This window comes from Sulfitobacter sp. 1A10359 (genome assembly GCF_043558145.1).
In the GTDB taxonomy this organism is placed as follows: domain Bacteria; phylum Pseudomonadota; class Alphaproteobacteria; order Rhodobacterales; family Rhodobacteraceae; genus Sulfitobacter; species Sulfitobacter faviae.
In genome coordinates, this window is the sequence record NZ_JBIFGB010000003.1 from 525,171 (window position 1) to 541,130 (window position 15,960).

14 protein-coding genes are annotated in these 15,960 nt (G+C 62.6%); 7 read left to right on the forward strand and 7 right to left on the reverse strand.

Features of this window, described 5'->3' with window-relative positions; translation table 11 throughout:
• Window positions 1-38: 38 nt before the first annotated feature.
• Genes ACGYK2_RS10935 through ACGYK2_RS10945 form a run of 3 tightly spaced genes read left to right on the forward strand, consistent with a single transcriptional unit; the run spans window position 39 to window position 3,789 of the window.
• Window positions 39-707: a glutathione S-transferase family protein gene (locus ACGYK2_RS10935; protein WP_271688736.1), complete on the forward strand. Its 669-nt coding sequence runs from the start codon at window positions 39-41 to the stop codon at window positions 705-707.
• Window positions 707-1,771 carry a tRNA epoxyqueuosine(34) reductase QueG gene (gene queG / locus ACGYK2_RS10940; RefSeq protein ID WP_271688737.1) on the forward strand — a complete coding sequence of 355 codons (1,065 nt, stop codon included), beginning with the start codon at window positions 707-709 and terminating at the stop codon, window positions 1,769-1,771. The genes ACGYK2_RS10935 and queG overlap by 1 nt, the downstream gene beginning before the upstream one ends.
• 11 nt (window positions 1,772-1,782) lie before the next feature.
• A complete protein-coding gene (locus ACGYK2_RS10945; protein ID WP_271688738.1) occupies window positions 1,783-3,789 on the forward strand; it encodes a hydantoinase/oxoprolinase family protein in 2,007 nt (668 codons plus the stop codon).
• Between the two features lie 28 nt (window positions 3,790-3,817).
• Here ACGYK2_RS10945 and msrA read toward each other — a convergent pair whose 3' ends face one another.
• The 6 genes from msrA to ade form a co-directional block, all read right to left on the reverse strand.
• Window positions 3,818-4,327, reverse strand: a complete 510-nt coding sequence (gene msrA, locus ACGYK2_RS10950) for a peptide-methionine (S)-S-oxide reductase MsrA (protein ID WP_271688739.1) — start codon at window positions 4,325-4,327, stop codon at window positions 3,818-3,820.
• A complete protein-coding gene (gene msrB / locus ACGYK2_RS10955) occupies window positions 4,324-4,773 on the reverse strand; it encodes a peptide-methionine (R)-S-oxide reductase MsrB (protein ID WP_067263849.1) in 450 nt (149 codons plus the stop codon). Before msrB ends, msrA begins: the two co-directional genes overlap by 4 nt.
• A gap of 79 nt (window positions 4,774-4,852) precedes the next feature.
• Window positions 4,853-5,722: a DMT family transporter gene (locus ACGYK2_RS10960; RefSeq protein ID WP_168612445.1), complete on the reverse strand. Its 870-nt coding sequence runs from the start codon at window positions 5,720-5,722 to the stop codon at window positions 4,853-4,855.
• 180 nt (window positions 5,723-5,902) lie between these two features.
• Window positions 5,903-6,190: an HU family DNA-binding protein gene (locus tag ACGYK2_RS10965; protein ID WP_007118569.1), complete on the reverse strand. Its 288-nt coding sequence runs from the start codon at window positions 6,188-6,190 to the stop codon at window positions 5,903-5,905.
• A 127-nt stretch (window positions 6,191-6,317) separates the two neighbouring features.
• Window positions 6,318-7,781: an AMP nucleosidase gene (locus ACGYK2_RS10970; RefSeq protein ID WP_067262140.1), complete on the reverse strand. Its 1,464-nt coding sequence runs from the start codon at window positions 7,779-7,781 to the stop codon at window positions 6,318-6,320.
• Entirely contained in the window at window positions 7,778-9,580 is a 1,803-nt protein-coding gene (gene ade / locus ACGYK2_RS10975) for an adenine deaminase (protein WP_271688740.1), read from the reverse strand. Before ade ends, ACGYK2_RS10970 begins: the two co-directional genes overlap by 4 nt.
• A 123-nt stretch (window positions 9,581-9,703) precedes the next feature.
• Here ade and ACGYK2_RS10980 point away from each other — a divergent pair, with 123 nt between their 5' ends.
• On the forward strand, window positions 9,704-10,948 hold the full coding sequence (locus ACGYK2_RS10980) for a glycosyltransferase family 4 protein (protein ID WP_271688741.1): 1,245 nt from the start codon (window positions 9,704-9,706) through the stop codon (window positions 10,946-10,948).
• A 2-nt stretch (window positions 10,949-10,950) separates the two neighbouring features.
• Here ACGYK2_RS10980 and ACGYK2_RS10985 read toward each other — a convergent pair whose 3' ends face one another.
• Window positions 10,951-12,069, reverse strand: a complete 1,119-nt coding sequence (locus ACGYK2_RS10985; protein ID WP_271688742.1) for a polysaccharide biosynthesis/export family protein — start codon at window positions 12,067-12,069, stop codon at window positions 10,951-10,953.
• Between the two features lie 129 nt (window positions 12,070-12,198).
• On the opposite strand from ACGYK2_RS10985, the gene ACGYK2_RS10990 reads away from it, so the two are divergent.
• From ACGYK2_RS10990 to ACGYK2_RS11000, 3 genes are all read left to right on the forward strand, one after another.
• Window positions 12,199-13,104: an NAD(P)-dependent oxidoreductase gene (locus tag ACGYK2_RS10990; RefSeq protein ID WP_271688743.1), complete on the forward strand. Its 906-nt coding sequence runs from the start codon at window positions 12,199-12,201 to the stop codon at window positions 13,102-13,104.
• Between the two features lie 10 nt (window positions 13,105-13,114).
• Window positions 13,115-13,726: a sugar transferase gene (locus tag ACGYK2_RS10995; RefSeq protein ID WP_271688745.1), complete on the forward strand. Its 612-nt coding sequence runs from the start codon at window positions 13,115-13,117 to the stop codon at window positions 13,724-13,726.
• Window positions 13,727-13,966: 240 nt separating this feature from the next.
• Complete coding sequence (locus ACGYK2_RS11000) at window positions 13,967-15,850, forward strand: nucleoside-diphosphate sugar epimerase/dehydratase (RefSeq protein ID WP_271688746.1); 1,884 nt, start codon at window positions 13,967-13,969, stop codon at window positions 15,848-15,850.
• Window positions 15,851-15,960 lie beyond the last annotated feature (110 nt).

A 15,960-nucleotide genomic window follows, 5' to 3' on the forward strand; every position in this document is an offset into this window, starting at 1 on the left:
ATGGAAGAGTGCAATCCCTTTAACCACACGGACTTTATATGACGGCTCGCTTGTTTCACGTTCCCTTGTCCCCCTTCTGCCGCAAGGTGCGGCTCAGCCTTGGGGAGAAGAAGATCGAGGTGGAACTGGTCGAGGAGCGCTATTGGGAGCAAGACCCCGATTTCCTGCGCCGCAACCCGGCGGGCAAGGTGCCTGTGCTGCGGCTCGACGGGATCATGATGGCGGAAAGCGCCGCGATCTGTGAATATATCGAAGAGACCCGCCCCGAGGCGTCCTTGCTGCCCAACGACCCGGTGCAGCGCTTGGAAGTGCGGCGTTTGGTCAGTTGGTTCGACGACAAGTTCCACGACGAGGTGACCTCGAAACTGCTGTATGAGCGGGTCAACAAGAAGGTCACCAAACAGGGCTACCCGGACAGCAAGAACGTCAAGGCCGGGGCCAAGGCGATCAAATATCACCTCGACTACATGGCGTGGCTGCTGGATCACCGCCGCTGGCTGGCGGGCGATGTGATGACGCTGGCCGATTTCGCCGCCGCCGCGCATCTGTCCTCGCTCGACTATATCTCAGACGTGGATTGGAACCGCTCTGACGTGGTCAAGGATTGGTACGCCAAGATCAAGTCGCGCCCGGCTTTCCGCTCGATCCTCGCCGATCAACTGCCGGGCTTCCCGCCTCCGCTGCATTACAACAACCTCGACTTCTGATGCCTGCCGCCCCCCGCGCCGAACCCGGGCCGGAGGCTCTCAAGGCGCGGGTGGTGGCCCGGGCGCTTGAGGAAGGCTTTGTCGCCTGCCGCATTTGCCGCCCCCAAGACGTGCCCGAAGTGCCCGAACGGCTCGCCCGCTTTGTCGAGGCCGGGTTTCACGGACAGATGGGCTGGATGGAAGAGCGCATGCATTGGCGCGGCAACCCTGCCGCCCTCTGGCCCGAGGCGCGGTCGGTCATCATGCTGGCCGAAAGCTACACCCCCGAACATGACCCCCGCGCGGTGTTGGAGCATCCCGACAAGGGCGGGATTTCGGTCTACGCACAGGGGCGCGATTACCACGATATCGTCAAGAAGCGGCTGAAGCGGCTGGCGCGGTGGCTTATGGAAGAGGCGCGCGCGCTGGACCCGGAGGTGAAGGTTTTCGTCGATACCGCTCCCGTGCCGGAAAAGGCTTTGGCACAGGCCGCCGGGCTGGGCTGGCAGGGCAAACATACCAACCTCCTCAGCCGAAAGTTCGGCAATTGGGCCTTTTTAGGCTCTGTTTTTACGACGCTCGATCTGCCCCCAGATGTGCGAGAGATGGACCACTGCGGCTCTTGCCGGGCCTGTCTTGAGGCTTGCCCAACGGATGCTTTCCCTGCGCCCTATCAACTCGACGCGCGGCGCTGCATTTCCTATTTGACGATCGAACACAAAGGGCCGGTCGATCTGGACCTGCGCGAGAAGATGGGCAACCGGATCTATGGCTGCGACGATTGCCTTGCCGCTTGCCCGTGGAACAAGTTCGCCGTGGCGGCCAGCGATATGCGCTATCACGGTCCGGCGGTGCAGCCCGCCGATCTGGCCGAGCTTGCGGGCCTTGACGATACCGCTTTCCGCGCGCGCTATTCCGGCTCTCCGATCAAACGGATCGGGCGGGATCGTTTCGTGCGCAACGTGCTTTATGCCATCGGCAATTCCGGGCTGGCGCGGCTGCGCCCCGTGGCGCAATCTCTGACCGAAGACGCTGACCCCACCGTGGCCGATGCCGCGCGTTGGGCGGCAGCGCGTTTGGCATAGGAGGCACGCGCATGGCGGTGTTATTGGGCGTGGACACGGGCGGCACCTATACCGATGCGGTGCTGATCCGCGATGAGACAGAGGTGATCGCCACCGCCAAGGCGCTGACGACCCGTGCCGATCTGGCCGTGGGCGTGGGCAAGGCGGTCAGCGCGGTTTTGGCCCAATCCGGCGTGGCGGCGGAAGAGATCGCGATGGCCTCCCTCTCCACCACCTTGGCGACCAATGCGCTGGTCGAGGGGCAGGGCGGACGCGTGGCGTTGATCTATGTCGGGTTTCGCGCGGCTGACCTTGAGGCGCATGGGCTGTCGGAGGCGCTGCGGGGGGACCCTTGTCTGCTGCTCTCTGGCGGCCATGACCACGCGGGGGCCGAGGTTGCACCACTGGACGAACCGGCCCTGATCGCCTTTTTAGAGACGCATAAGGCCGAGGTCAGCGGCTTTGCCGTGGCCAGCCAATTCGCCACGCGCAACCCCACGCATGAGCAGCGGGTCGCAGAGCTGGTGGCAGAGGTCACGGGGCGCCCCGTCTCGGCCTCTCACAGTCTCTCGGCCAAGCTGAACGGGCCGAAGCGGGCGCTCACGGCGCTGTTGAACGCGCGGTTGATCGGCATGATCGACCTGCTGATTGGCCGGGCGGAGGATCAATTGCGCCATCTGGGCATCCACGCGCCGTTGATGGTGGTGCGCGGTGATGGCGCGCTGATGTCGAGCGCGCAGGCCCGCGAACGGCCCATCGAGACCATCCTCAGCGGCCCTGCGGCGTCGCTGGTGGGCGCGCGGTGGTTGACCGGGGCAGAGACGGCACTGGTGTCGGATATCGGCGGCACAACGACCGATGTGGCCCTATTGCGCGACGGTCGCCCGGCGATTGACCCGGCGGGCGCGCAGGTCGGTCCCTACCGCACCATGGCCGAGGCGGTCGCGATGCGCACCCATGGGCTGGGCGGCGACAGCGAGGTGCATTTCACGTCTCAGGGTCTAACCGCAGGCGTGACTCTTGGGCCGAAGCGCCTGCTGCCGATCTCTCTCATCGCGGTCGCCGCGCCGGAGGTGGTGCATAACGCCTTGGACGCGCAGCTGCGCCGCAGCGTGGTGGCAGAGCATGACGGCCGCTTTGTCCGCGCCGTAGAGGGGCAGGGGGCCGAAGGTCTGGCCCCGCGCGACATGGCGCTGTTGGAGCGGATCGGTGGCGATGTCTGGCCCTTGGGGGATGTGCTGCGCAACCGGGTCGACCAAAGCGCTTTGGCGCGGTTGGTCGCACGCGGGTTGGTGCAACTGGCAGGGGTGACGCCCACGGATGCGAGCCATGTGACGGGGCATCTTTCTGCATGGGATGCCGATGCCGCGCGCAAGGCGTTGACCCTGTTCGGGCGCAAGCGCGGCGGGTCGGGGATGCGGTTCTGTCCTGATCCTGATGACCTCGCTCAGATCATCCTCGACCGATTGACCGACCAGACGACCTTGGCCCTGTTAGAGACCGCATTTGCCGAAGAAAAACCTGGTTTCGACCTGCCGCCAGAGGTTCTGGCGCGCCATGTGCTGATGCAGCGCGGCCTCTCGGGCCATCGCGGCGTGCTGCGGATCGATGCGGGGCTGAACTTACCTATGGTGGGCCTGGGCGCCTCGGCGGCGACCTACTATCCGGCGGTGGGCAAAAGGCTGAGCAGTGAGATGATCTTGCCCAAATACGCCCATGTCGCCAATGCCATAGGCGCAGTGGTGGGCCGGGTCACCATGCGCGAAAGCGCGACCATCACCGTACCGCAAGAGGGGGTGTTTCGCCTCCACCTCGCTAATGGCCCGCAGGATTTCCCGACCGCTGAAGGCGCTTTGTCCCAAGCGGAGCGCGCTTTGACCGAAGCCGCCCGTGCTCGCGCGGGGGCAGCCGGGGCGGCGGAGATTGAATGTCATGTTACGCGGGATATCCGGCTGGCGGATGTCGAGGGGCGGGAGGTTTTCGTCGAGGCCGCGCTGACCGTCGAAGCTTCGGGCCGCCCGCGGGTTGCGGTGGGCTAACCCCCGGCGCGGGGCCGGGGGCAGCGCTTCATTCTGCGGCGTCGCGTTTGGGCAGCACCCAATCGGCGCGCGGAAAGTGGCAGGTATAGCCGTTGGGCAGCCGCTCAAGATAGTCCTGATGCTCGGGCTCGGCCTCCCAGAAGTCGCCCACGGGCTCAACCTCGGTCACCACTTTGCCGGGCCAGAGGCCGGAGGCTTCGACATCGGCGATGGTGTCTTCGGCGACGGCTTTCTGTTCGTCGTTCACGTAGTAGATCGCCGAACGGTAGCTCATCCCGATGTCGTTACCCTGACGGTTCACCGTGGTCGGGTCGTGAATCTGAAAGAAGAATTCCAGCAACTCGCGGTAGGAGGTCTTCGCGGGGTCGAAGATGATCTCGATCCCTTCGGCATGGGTGCCGTGGTTGCGGTAGGTCGCATTAGGCACGTCGCCGCCGGTATAGCCGACGCGGGTCGAGACCACGCCGGGGCGGCGGCGGATCAGGTCCTGCATGCCCCAGAAGCAGCCACCGGCCAATATTGCGCGTTCGGTTGTCATGTCACATTCTCCACTTGGTTGAGATATTCGCCATAGCCTTCGGCTTCCATGTCGTCACGGTGGATGAAGCGCAGGGAGGCGGAATTGATGCAATAGCGCAGCCCGCCCCGGTCGGGCGGGCCATCGGGGAAGACGTGGCCAAGGTGGCTGTCTCCATGTTTGCTGCGCACTTCCGTGCGAACCATGCCGAGCGAGGCGTCTTCCAACTCTTCGACATAGGCAGGCTCGATCGGTTTGGTGAAGCTCGGCCAGCCGCAGCCGCTTTCGTATTTGTCCGAAGAGGCAAAGAGCGGCTCGCCCGAAACGATGTCGACGTAGATGCCCGGTTCCTTATTGTCGAGGTATTTGCCGGTGCCGGGGCGTTCGGTGCCGCTGCGTTGGGTAACGTGGAATTCTTCGGGGCTCAGCGCGTCAATCGCGGCATTGGTTTTCTCGTATTGCGGCATGGCGTCCTCCGTTCATGGGCTTGGCCTATTAGATGGGGTGTGGCGGTGAAATTCAAAGGGGGTGCGCCTCACACTGGCGTTATGCCCTGCGCTGGCGCGAGACTTGGACGGCGAGGATGCCGCCCGCGATGATCGCGACGCCAAGGATGTCGCGCGGCCCCAGCGTTTCGCCCAGCAGCAGCGCTGCGATGGCCACGCCGAAGAAGGGGTTGAGGAAGTGAAAGGTCGCCGCCCTTGTGGCGCCGATGCGGTTGACCAGCCAGAACCAGACCACAGTGGCGGCCAAGCCGGGCACGAGGCAGGTATAGGCGAAGGCAAGCGTCAGGCGCAGGCTGGGGTCGATGCGGGGTGTTTCGAACAGCGCGGTGGCGATGGAGAGGGCAACGCAACCGACGAGCATTTGCAGGCCCACAACCATCAAGAAGTTTCCGCCCGAGGTCGCGCCGCGCACCAACAGGGTGGCGGCGGTGAGGGCCACAACGCCGATGGCGCAGAGGATGAGGCCATAGAGGTCTACTTGCCCGCCCAAGCGCGCGCCCATGATGATGGCGACGCCGATGACACCGGCAAACAGCCCTGCGATGCCCAGAGGGCGCAGTTTTTCACCCAAGAAGGCCCAAGCGGCGAAGCCGACGAGCAGCGGCATGGTCGAGGCGATGATCGCGGCGAGGGACGCCTCGATGGTCTGCATGGCGATGAAGTTAAGGCCGAGGTAGACCGCGTTTTGCAGCACGCCGAAAATGATCGTCGCCCGCCATTGCGCGGGGGTGAGCCGCCAGCTTTGCCCCAAGGCCAGCGCGATGCCAACGCCGATCAGGCCCGAGATCAGGTAGCGCAGGGAAAGGGCCAGCAGGGGCGAGGCGTCCATCACGATGATGCGGGCAGAGGTGAAGGCCGAGGACCACATCACGGCAAAGGCCAGCCCCATGAGAATTGCGCGGATGTCCATGAAATGCCCCCTGTGCTGAACTTGCTAAGGAATGGCGGGTTTGTAGGGGGAGGGCAAGGTGGGTTTGGTAAGATGTGCCACCCGGCCCGGAAACAAGCCGGAGGCGATGGCCCTCCATCAATCCCACAACAAAAAAGGGCCGCCCGAAGACGACCCTTTCGTAAACGCTCAGCCCAAGGCTTACTCGTTCACGCTGTCCTTCAGCGCTTTCGCGATGGTCATCTTGACCACTTTGTCGGCGTCTTTCTTGAACTGTTCGCCAGTGGCGGGGTTGCGGACCATCCGCTCGGGGCGCTCACGGCAATAGATTTTGCCAACGCCCGGCAGGGTCACGGCACCGCCGGCGGACACTTCACGGGTGATCAGGTTGCAAACGGCGTCGAGCGCTGCGCCTGCGGATTTCTTGTCGGTGTCCATCTCTTCTGCCAGAGCAGCAACGAGCTGGGTCTTGGTCATCGGTTTTGCCATTTTATTCTCCTTAGACTGCCCGCTTTTTAGGGCCTCATGGCCGGAATGTAACGGTATGTTGTGGGATAACACAACGAATTGTGGCGCTATAAACGCGAAAACATGCGATTTTCCGCTGTTTCTAGCCCTATAGGAACGCCGTTTCGTCGAAGGACCGAAGTTTCCGGCTGTGGATCCGCTCCAGCGGCATGCGGCGCAGCAACTCCATGGCGCGGATGCCGATCATCAGATGGCGGGCGACTTGGGTTTTGTAGAAGTCCGAGGCCATGCCGGGCAGTTTCAACTCCCCATGCAGCGGTTTGTCCGACACGCATAGCAACGTGCCATAGGGCACCCGGAAGCGATAGCCGTTGGCCGCGATGGTGGCACTTTCCATATCCAGCGCCACGGCGCGGGATTGGCTTAACCGTTGCACCGGGCCGGATTGGTCGCGCAGTTCCCAGTTGCGGTTGTCGATGGTGGCGACGGTGCCGGTGCGCATAATGCGCTTGAGCTCATAGCCCTCCAACTGCGTGACCTGCGCCACCGACTGCTCCAACGCGATCTGGATCTCGGCCAGCGCCGGGATCGGCACCCAGACCGGCAGGTCGTCATCCAGAACGTGATCCTCGCGCAGGTAGCCATGCGCCAGCACAAAGTCGCCCAGAGCCTGCGTATTGCGCAGCCCGGCACAGTGGCCGACCATCAGCCAAGCATGGGGGCGCAGCACGGCGATGTGGTCCGTCGCCGTTTTAGCGTTGGACGGGCCGACGCCGATGTTGACCAGCGTGATACCCGACCCATCCGCCCGCTTGAGGTGATAGGTCGGCATCTGCGGCGTCTTCAGCGTTTCGGCCAAGGGCGCATCGGGGTCGGTGATCTCGGCATTGCCGGTCGAGACGAAGGCGGTATAGCCGCTTTCCGGGTCGCGCAGCATCTCGCGGGCGTATTGCTCGAACTCCGTCACATAGAACTGGTAGTTGGTGAACAGCACATGGGTCTGGAAATGCTCAGGATCCGTGGCCGTGTAATGCGCCAGCCGCGCGAGGGAGTAATCGACCCGCTGCGCAGTGAAGGGTGCAAGCGGGCGCACGTCATCCTCGGGCACATAGGTGCCGTTGACGATATCGTCATTGGTGGTCGACAGATCCGGCACGTCAAAGACATCGCGCAGGGTGAAGTCCGCCGCCCCCTCCTGCGGCACGTTCAGCGCGTTATCGCCGGACATGGCGAAATGCACCGGGATCGGCGTGGTCGAAGGGCCGACAATCACCGGCTGGTCGTGGTTTTCGATCAACAGGCCGATTTGCTGGATCAGGTAGTTCCGAAACAGATCGGGCCGGGTGATCGTCGCGGCAAAGGTGCCGGGAGAGGAGACATGCCCGAAAGACAGCCGCGTATCCACATGCGCATAGGAGGAGGTGCGAAACCGCAGCTCAGGGTAAAAGGCGCGGACGCGGGCATCGGGGGCCGAGCTCTCCATCGCCTTGGCAAAAGACTCCCGCAAGAAGGTGGTGGCCTGCTGATAGAGTTCGGTCAGACGGTCCACGGCAGCGGTCGCATCGCGGAAGCTTTCCGGGTTCGGGGTGTCCGGGGTCAGGATCGTTGTCATGTTTGCGGCTCTAACAAAGGTATGATTTCAAATTTCTGCACATCGACCAGCCCAAGGTCCGAGATCCGCAGTTCGGGGATCACCACGAGGGCCAGAAGCGAGTGCTGCATATAGGCGTTATTCAGCTTGCAGCCACAGTCGATCATCGCCTGAACGAGGGCTTCGGCATCGGCGGCGACCTCAGCGGCGGGGCGGTCGGACATCAGCCCGGCGATCGGCAAAGCCACCAGCGCCAGTTCCTCGCCCTCGCGGAAGATGGTGATGCCACCACCCACTTCGCGCAACCGGTTGGCGGCGCGGGCCATCTCCTCGGCATCGGTGCCGACGACGATCATATGGTGGCTGTCATGCGCCACGGTCGAGGCCATCGCCATGCGCCCCTCGTAGCCGAAGCCCGAGACGAAGGCGTTGGTCACCGTGCCGGTGGCGCGGTGGCGCTCGACCAGCGCGATCTGGCAGACCTCGCCGGTGCCCTGCACGCGGCCTTCGGTCACCGGCAGTTCGAACTTCAGCGCCCGTGTCGGGGCTTGGTTCTCGACCACGCCGATGACATTGGCGGTGACGGCATTGGCGCCCTCGGGGGCGGGGATGTCAAAGTCCGCCGCCGCGAGGTCGCGCGCCATGTTCACGGTGTTGCGCGCGCTGCTGGGCCAGTCGTAATGCGGGCAATCGACAAGGCAGTCGCCGCTTTCGGCCACGACCTCGCCCCGGGCGATCACCATCTCGACCGGGAAACTCGAAAGGTCCGAGGTCAGGATCACGTCGGCGCGGCGGCCCGGGGTGAGCGAGCCGATCTCGCGTTCCAGCCCGAAATGCGTGGCGGTGTTGAGCGTTGCCATCTGCAGCGCCACCAGCGGGTCGCAGCCGCAGTCGATGGCATGGCGCAGCACGCGGTTCATGTGGCCCTCGTTGGTGATGGTGCCCGAGTGGCTGTCATCGGTGCACAGGATCATGTTGCGCGGATCGAGCCCTTTCTCGGTGATCGCGGTGATCTGCGTCTTCACGTCGTACCACGCAGAACCGAGTCGGATCATCGAGCGCATGCCCTGCCGCATCCGCGCCACGGCGTCGGCCTCGCAGGTGCCCTCGTGATCGTCCGCCGGGCCGCCTGCCACATAGGCGGCGAAGGCGGGGCCGAGGTCAGGGGAGGCGTAATGCCCGCCCACGGTCTTGTTCGCGCGTTGCGTGGCCGCGATTTCGGCCAGCATCTGCGGATCGGCGTTGCTGACGCCCGGAAAGTTCATCATCTCGCCCAGACCCACGATGCCGGGCCACGTCATTGCCTCTGCCACGTCCTCGGCGGTGATCTCAAAACCCGTGGTTTCCAGCCCCGGGGCGGAAGGCGCGCAGGATGGCATCTGCGTGAAGATGTTGATGGGCTGCATCAACGCTTCGTCATGCATCATGCGCACGCCGTCGAGGCCCAGCACATTGGCGATCTCATGCGGGTCGGTGAAGGCCGAGGTGGTGCCATGCGGGATCACGGCGCGGGCGAACTCGGCGGGGGTGAGCATCGTGCTCTCGATATGCATATGCCCGTCGCAAAGGCCGGGCGCCATGTAGCGGCCCTTGGCCTCGATGATATGGGTATCATCGCCGCGGCAATGGCTGGCATCAGGCCCGACGAAGGCGATGCGCCCGGCGGCGATGGCGATGTCATGGTCGGGCAGGCATTCGCGGGTGTGCACATTCACCCATGTGCCGCCGGTGATAATCGTATCGGCCGCGCGCCGTCCGGCGGCGACCTCGACCAATTGCGCGGCCACATCGGGCCAAGAGGGGAACGTTTTATCTGTCATGTCCAAAGGTGACATAGGGCCGGGGGAGGTTCAAGCGATCACGCCATCGGAAAGGGCGCGCGATGTTGCCAGAGCGCGCCGCTTGCGGCTAACTGGCGCGCAAGGCATTTACGGAACGATTATATGAATTTTCTCTTTGTGCACCAGAACATGCCCGGCCAATACCGGGAGTTGATACAATGGCTGGCGCAGGCGGGCGGGCATCGCATTTATTTTCTGACCCAACGTCAAAATGCGCCGCAGCTGCCGGGGGTCGAAACCCGTGTCTACCGGCCCCATCACCGCCCCGACGAGAAGGCCTATGGTCTCTCGCGCATTTGGGAGGAAGCCTCAGGCAATGGGTTCGGTGCCGTCAACGCCGCCCAGCAGATCGAAACGCGAGAGGGATTTCGCCCTGACATCATCATTGGTCACGTCGGCTGGGGGGAGTTGAGTTTCTTCAAACAGCTTTGGCCGGATGTGCCGATCATCGGTTATTTCGAGTATTACTATAACATGACCGGCGGGATGGTGGGCTTTGACCCAGCCGAGAAAATCTCGGCCCATGCGCCCTACCTCAACCATGCCCGCAACATCGTACCGCTGGCCAATATTGAAACCGTCGATCTGGGCCATTGCCCGACCTATTGGCAGCGCGACCGTTTTCCCGAGAGCTTTCACCGCAAGCTTTATGTCTGTCATGATGGCATCCGCACCGATCAGCTCTTGCCCGACCCAGATGTGAGCCTGCGTCTAGGGCGTTTGGCGCGGCCCGTCACGCGCGAGGATGAGATCATCACCTATGTCGCGCGCAATCTGGAAAAGACCCGCGGCTTTCACACGATGATGCGCGCCCTGCCGCGTATCTTGGCCGAGCGGCCCCATGCGCGGGTGGTGATCGTCGGCGGCAATGAGGTCTCCTACGGCAAGCAGAGCGATCACCCCGGCGGTCTGCGCGGAGAGATGGCGGCGGAGTTGCAGGATAGGGTCGATTGGGACCGCGTGCATTTCGTGGGCAAAGTGCCCTATCCCGACTTCAAGAAGCTCGTGCAGATCAGCCGCTGTCACATCTATCTGACGATGCCCTTCGTGCTGTCTTGGTCCTTGCTCGAGGCCATGTCGATGCAGGCCACGATCGTCGCCTCTGACGTGGCCCCGGTGCGCGAGGCCGTGACCCACGGTGAAACCGGCCTGCTGGTGGATTTCTTCGACCCCGATGCGTTGGCAGCGCAGGTGGTAGAGGTGCTCGCCCATCCGCAGGATCACGCCCATCTCGGCCCGGCGGCGCGGGCCCATGTGGTTGAGAATTACGATTTCCTGACCCGCTGCTTGCCCGAACACCTCGCGCAGATCAACGCATTGGTGCCCGAGGGCAAGCGGATCGGCTAGGGTCAGTTGCTGAGGTTGCCGGCGGTATTCACCAGCCCGAAGACCGAACCGACAAGGCCCAGAATGGTGCGGGTGTCCGACAGCGGGCTTTCCGTCGCGAGCACCAGATCGCCGGATTGAATATGGAAATTCCGCGCCGAGAACAGCCCGTCGGATGTGGTCAGATCCAGCGTGAACACCACCCGCGTGCGGCGCGGGCCGCGCACGCCCGCACTCACCGCGCTGGCGGGGTATTCGCGCAGGATCAGGATGCCTTCGGGATCGGCGCGGGATTCGTTCACCCCGCCGATGATTGCCAATGCATCCAGTGCCGAGACTTCGTCGCGGTTGAAGGGAAACTGTGCCTCCCGCCCGGCGGCACCCAGCGACAGGAAGTAGCGGCGGTCATCTTCGATGATCAGCTTATCGCCCCCGATCAGCCGGGTGTCGAGGCTTGGGTTCTCGTAAAGCCGGTCGATCGAGGTGGTATAGATATTGGCGCCGCGCAGCAGTTTGACCTGCGGGTTTTCGATACTGGAGAGCACGCCGCCGCCAGCTGAGATTGCAGCGAGAACGGTGAAGTTGTTGTCTGGCATCAGGATGTTGCCGGGCTTGTTGACCCCGCCCACGAGGTCCACCGAATTGCCGCGTCCTTCGGTCATCGCCAGTTGCACCTGTGCGGAGGGCACGATCCCCTCAAGCTGCCGTTGAAGCAATTGACGGGCCGAATCCGGTGTGCGGCCAGAGACTTTGACCTTGCCGATATAGGGCATGAAGATGGTCCCGCTTTCCGAGACGCGAATGCCGGGCAGTGTGGCGACTTGTTGAGCCGGAGAGGTCAGCAAGGAGTTATCGCCGCTGTCCCAGACCAAAAGGTCCAGCCGATCGCCGGGGCGGATGACTTGGGCATTCGATCCCCGGCTGGCGCCGATCCAACTATGGCGCTTACTATCGGTTCGGGGCCAATGGGCAACATGGGGCAGAAAGGCATGGGTTACCGGATAGACAGCGATATCCGCATCTGGAGTCTCCGCCGCCCGTGTCACCTCTTTCTGAATGGCGGCACCGCGCGGAAGGTTTGCGCAGGCCGCGAGAGAAGATGCCAGCAGGATCGAGAGGAACAGCTTGCTGAGGTGCTTCATAAGATGCGCATCGCTTCCGAATGTTTTACCGGCAAACCGGGGTATTTGATCAATGTCTAATGTAAAATAACGGGTCTCGCAGAATGCTGCCTGCGCGGCCTATGATTACAATTCTAATTCGACAGGATAATGACTGAACTTATGGCGTCAATGATTTCAATGGGCAATGCGCTTTCGGGCAGGGTTCTGGCATCTGGCGATGTGCTTTTGCTTGGCGCGACGGGGCGGCTGGGCGGCATGCTGCGCCGCCATTGGCCAGAGCCGGAGGCGCTGCGCAGCCAGTCGAGAGAGCCGCGGCCCGGCTTTTATGATCTCAAGCTGCCGAATGCGGAAGAGAGCCCAAGCGATGCAGCCCTCGCAGCCGCAAGTGGGGCAGGAGCGATCATCTCTTTGGCGGGTGTGACGCCAGCCCGGGCGGGGGCTGGGGGTGCTGCCTTGGGAGATAACGCGACCCTCGCCTTAGCTGCGCTGAAACTGGCAGAGACGGCGGGGGTCCCGCGGCTTATCGTCGCCTCATCGGCGGCGGTCTACGGTGCAGAGGACGGCCCGCTGCGAGAGGACCTGTCCTGCGCTCCGCTGTCGGACTACGGCCGACAGAAGCTTGCGATGGAAAAGGCGGTGCAAGAGGCGAGCGGCGAGACCGCAGTCACCGCGCTACGGATCGGCAACGTAGCGGGGGCGGATGCGATCCTCGGCGGCTGGCGGCCGGGCATGCAAATTGATCGCTTCCCCAATGGTCGCACGCCAAGCCGCAGTTACATCGGGCCGGTGACCTTGGCGCGGGTGCTTCACGCGCTTTGCCAAGCAGTCAAACTGCCGCCCATTCTGAACATCGCGGCCCCCGGCGCGGTGGAAATGGGCGCGTTGCTGGATGCGGCGGGGCTGGCGTGGGAGCCCAAACCCGCCCCTGCCGCTGCCATTCCCGAGGTGCGGCTGGATACGAATGCACTTGAACGCCACGTCGATTTCACGCCAGAAACTCAAACGCCCGCCGGTTTGGTGCAGGAATGGCAGCAGGATATGAACAAACGATGAAGACCCATCAATGACTTGGCGCAAGCGCATTTTCGATCTGTTCTTCGCCAGCCTTCTCGTTGTCATCTTGGGGCCGATCCTGCTGGGCTTGCTGGTCTGGCTGCTGGTCAAAGAGGGGCGGCCACTTTTCCATGTGGCCGAACGGATGAAAACGCCGGAAGAGAGTTTCAAGCTCTGGAAACTGCGCACGATGACTGTGGCCGAAGAGGATCAGGGCGTATCGGGCGGCAACAAGGCCGCGCGGATCACCCCCACGGGCGCATGGCTCAGGGCGCGGCGCTTGGATGAGTTTCCCCAGCTGTGGAACATCCTGCGCGGTGATCTGAGCTTTGTCGGCCCCCGCCCGCCGCTGCGCGAATATGTTGAGCGTTTTCCCGAGGTCTATGCCGAAGTCCTGAAATCCCGGCCCGGCGTGACCGGATTGGCCACGATCCGCTACCACAAACATGAAGAACGGCTGCTGTCGCACTGCGAGACCGCAGCAGAGACCGATCGTGTCTATTGTCGCACCTGCGTCCCGCGCAAGGCGCAGCTTGATCTGATCTATCAGCGCCATCAAAGCATATGCTACGACTTTGATCTGGTGTTTCAAACCATTAGCAACCTCTTTCGCAGCAGTTAATGTTTGTGGTTGTCAGCAGAGTGTTGACGGGCAAATTAGTTAAGAATTGGTGTTCCTCACAAAATCATGGCATTATTTGCTGAAAATTTAAGCGAATGCAGATTCGAATGGTGATACATTAAGCGCTATTTACTGTTTTTGCGCTTCTTGGCGCTCTCGAAAAGCTCCATGGACAAAAGAGAGCTACTAATAGGTTTCGGCCGCGCTGCGGCTAATATACTCGTAAGCAGGAGACGGCGCATGCTGAGCATTATCAAGTCGCTGACCAAGCGGCAAAAGCGCGTGATCATGCTGACGCTTGACTCCTGCCTGATCCTGTTAGCTGCCATCATCGCTCTGGCGGTGCGCGGGCTACCTGAACCCTTCGTCGATGCCTTGTTGAATTATGCCCTCACGCTACCCATTACCCTGATCGTCGGCGTAATCGTTTCGATCCGCTTGGGGGTTTGCACAACACAACTCAACGCCTACGAGACCGCAGCGGTCGGAAGCACCGCAATACTCGGGACTATCCTTGCGGCCGTATCTCTGCTGGGCGCGACCCTTCTGGGACTGGATTTCCCAATCGGCGTACATGTGATGTTCGGGGCGATCTTTTTCTCTCTGGTGGTCCTGTCGCGGGTCATCTTGTTGCATATCGTGTTGCAAATCTACCGGACGGGCGACGCGCGGTGCCGCGTTTTGATCTACGGCGCAGGCACCACGGGGACGCAACTGGTTTCGGCCCTGCGCGGCCATGAAACGATCGAACCGATTGCTTTTGTTGATGACAATATCGCGCTTCAGGGGCTCAACGTCTCGAAGCTGCCGGTCTATTCCCCAGGGGGCATCGCTGAACTTACCGTCGAAAAGCAGATCGACCGCGTGCTGCTTGCCGTGCCTTCGCTCAGCACCCCCAAACAGGCCCAGATCGCTCGGCGGTTGGAAAAGCTAGGTCTTGAGGTGCAGACCCTCCCCTCCTTCGCGCAGCTGATCGGCGAAGAGGCTTTGGTCGACAAGCTCTCCCCCGTCTCTCCGAGCCGCTTTTTGAACCGGGATGAGGTCACCCCTTTGATCAACGAAGGGGGCGAGAGCTATGCGGGTAAAGTGGTTTTCGTCTCGGGGGCAGGCGGCTCCATCGGGTCGGAACTGTGCCGCCAAGTGTTGCTTTGTCGGCCCACCAAACTGGTGCTTTTCGAGTTGAGCGAACTGGCCCTCTATAACGCCGACATGGAGATCCGCCAGTTGGCCGAGGGCAGCGATATCGAAATCGTTTCGGTCTTGGGGACGGTGACGGATACCCGGCAGCTGCGCAAAGTGCTGTCGCAACACGGGGTCAATGTGGTCCTTCATGCCGCGGCCTATAAACATGTGCCCTTGGTCGAGGCGAACCCGCTGTCGGGGCTGGTGAACAATGTCCTCGGCACCCATGCTCTGGCCGAACAGGCGGCCCGGGCGGGGGTGGAGCGTTTCATCCTCGTTTCCACCGACAAGGCCGTGCGCCCGACCAATATCATGGGCGGGTCCAAGCGGCTTGCCGAACTCGTCATTCAGGATATGGCGCGCAAATATGGCGGTCCGGGCGGTGTCATCTTCTCCATGGTCCGCTTCGGCAATGTTCTGGGGTCCTCCGGGTCGGTCGTGCCACTGTTCCAAGAGCAGGTCAGCCGCGGTGGCCCGTTGACGGTGACGGACCGCGGGGTGGCGCGTTACTTCATGACGGTCGAAGAGGCCGTGCGCTTGGTCCTACAGGCCGGATCGCTGGCCCAAGGGGGCGAGGTCTTTGTTCTGGACATGGGCAAACCCGTGCCGATCCTCAAACTGGCCCGGCAGGTGATCGAGACCGCCGGATACACGGTGCGGGACGAAGACAACCCCGATGGCGATATCGAGATTGAGATCACCGGTCTGCGCCCCGGCGAAAAGATGACCGAAGAGCTCACGTTGAGCGGTCTGCTGATCAATACGGCCCATCCCAAAATCTATTCCGCGCGGGAAAACGGGCTGCACGAACTCGAAATCGCCTCTGCCCTGCGAGATCTGCGCGAAGCGCTGGTGGCGAATGACGAAGCGCTGGCGCGTCAGGTGGTCTACCGTTGGGTTGAGGGGTTCGCCCCGCCTGAGGCATTGCGAAGGTCCTCATAGCGAAGTGCATGGCAGGCTCGCTACCAACGGAGCACCGGGGTTAATCGCGCAGGTTCTAATGATCGCAGCGGATCGACCTCCTGAAAGAGTAAATCCACCGCTTGCCGCTT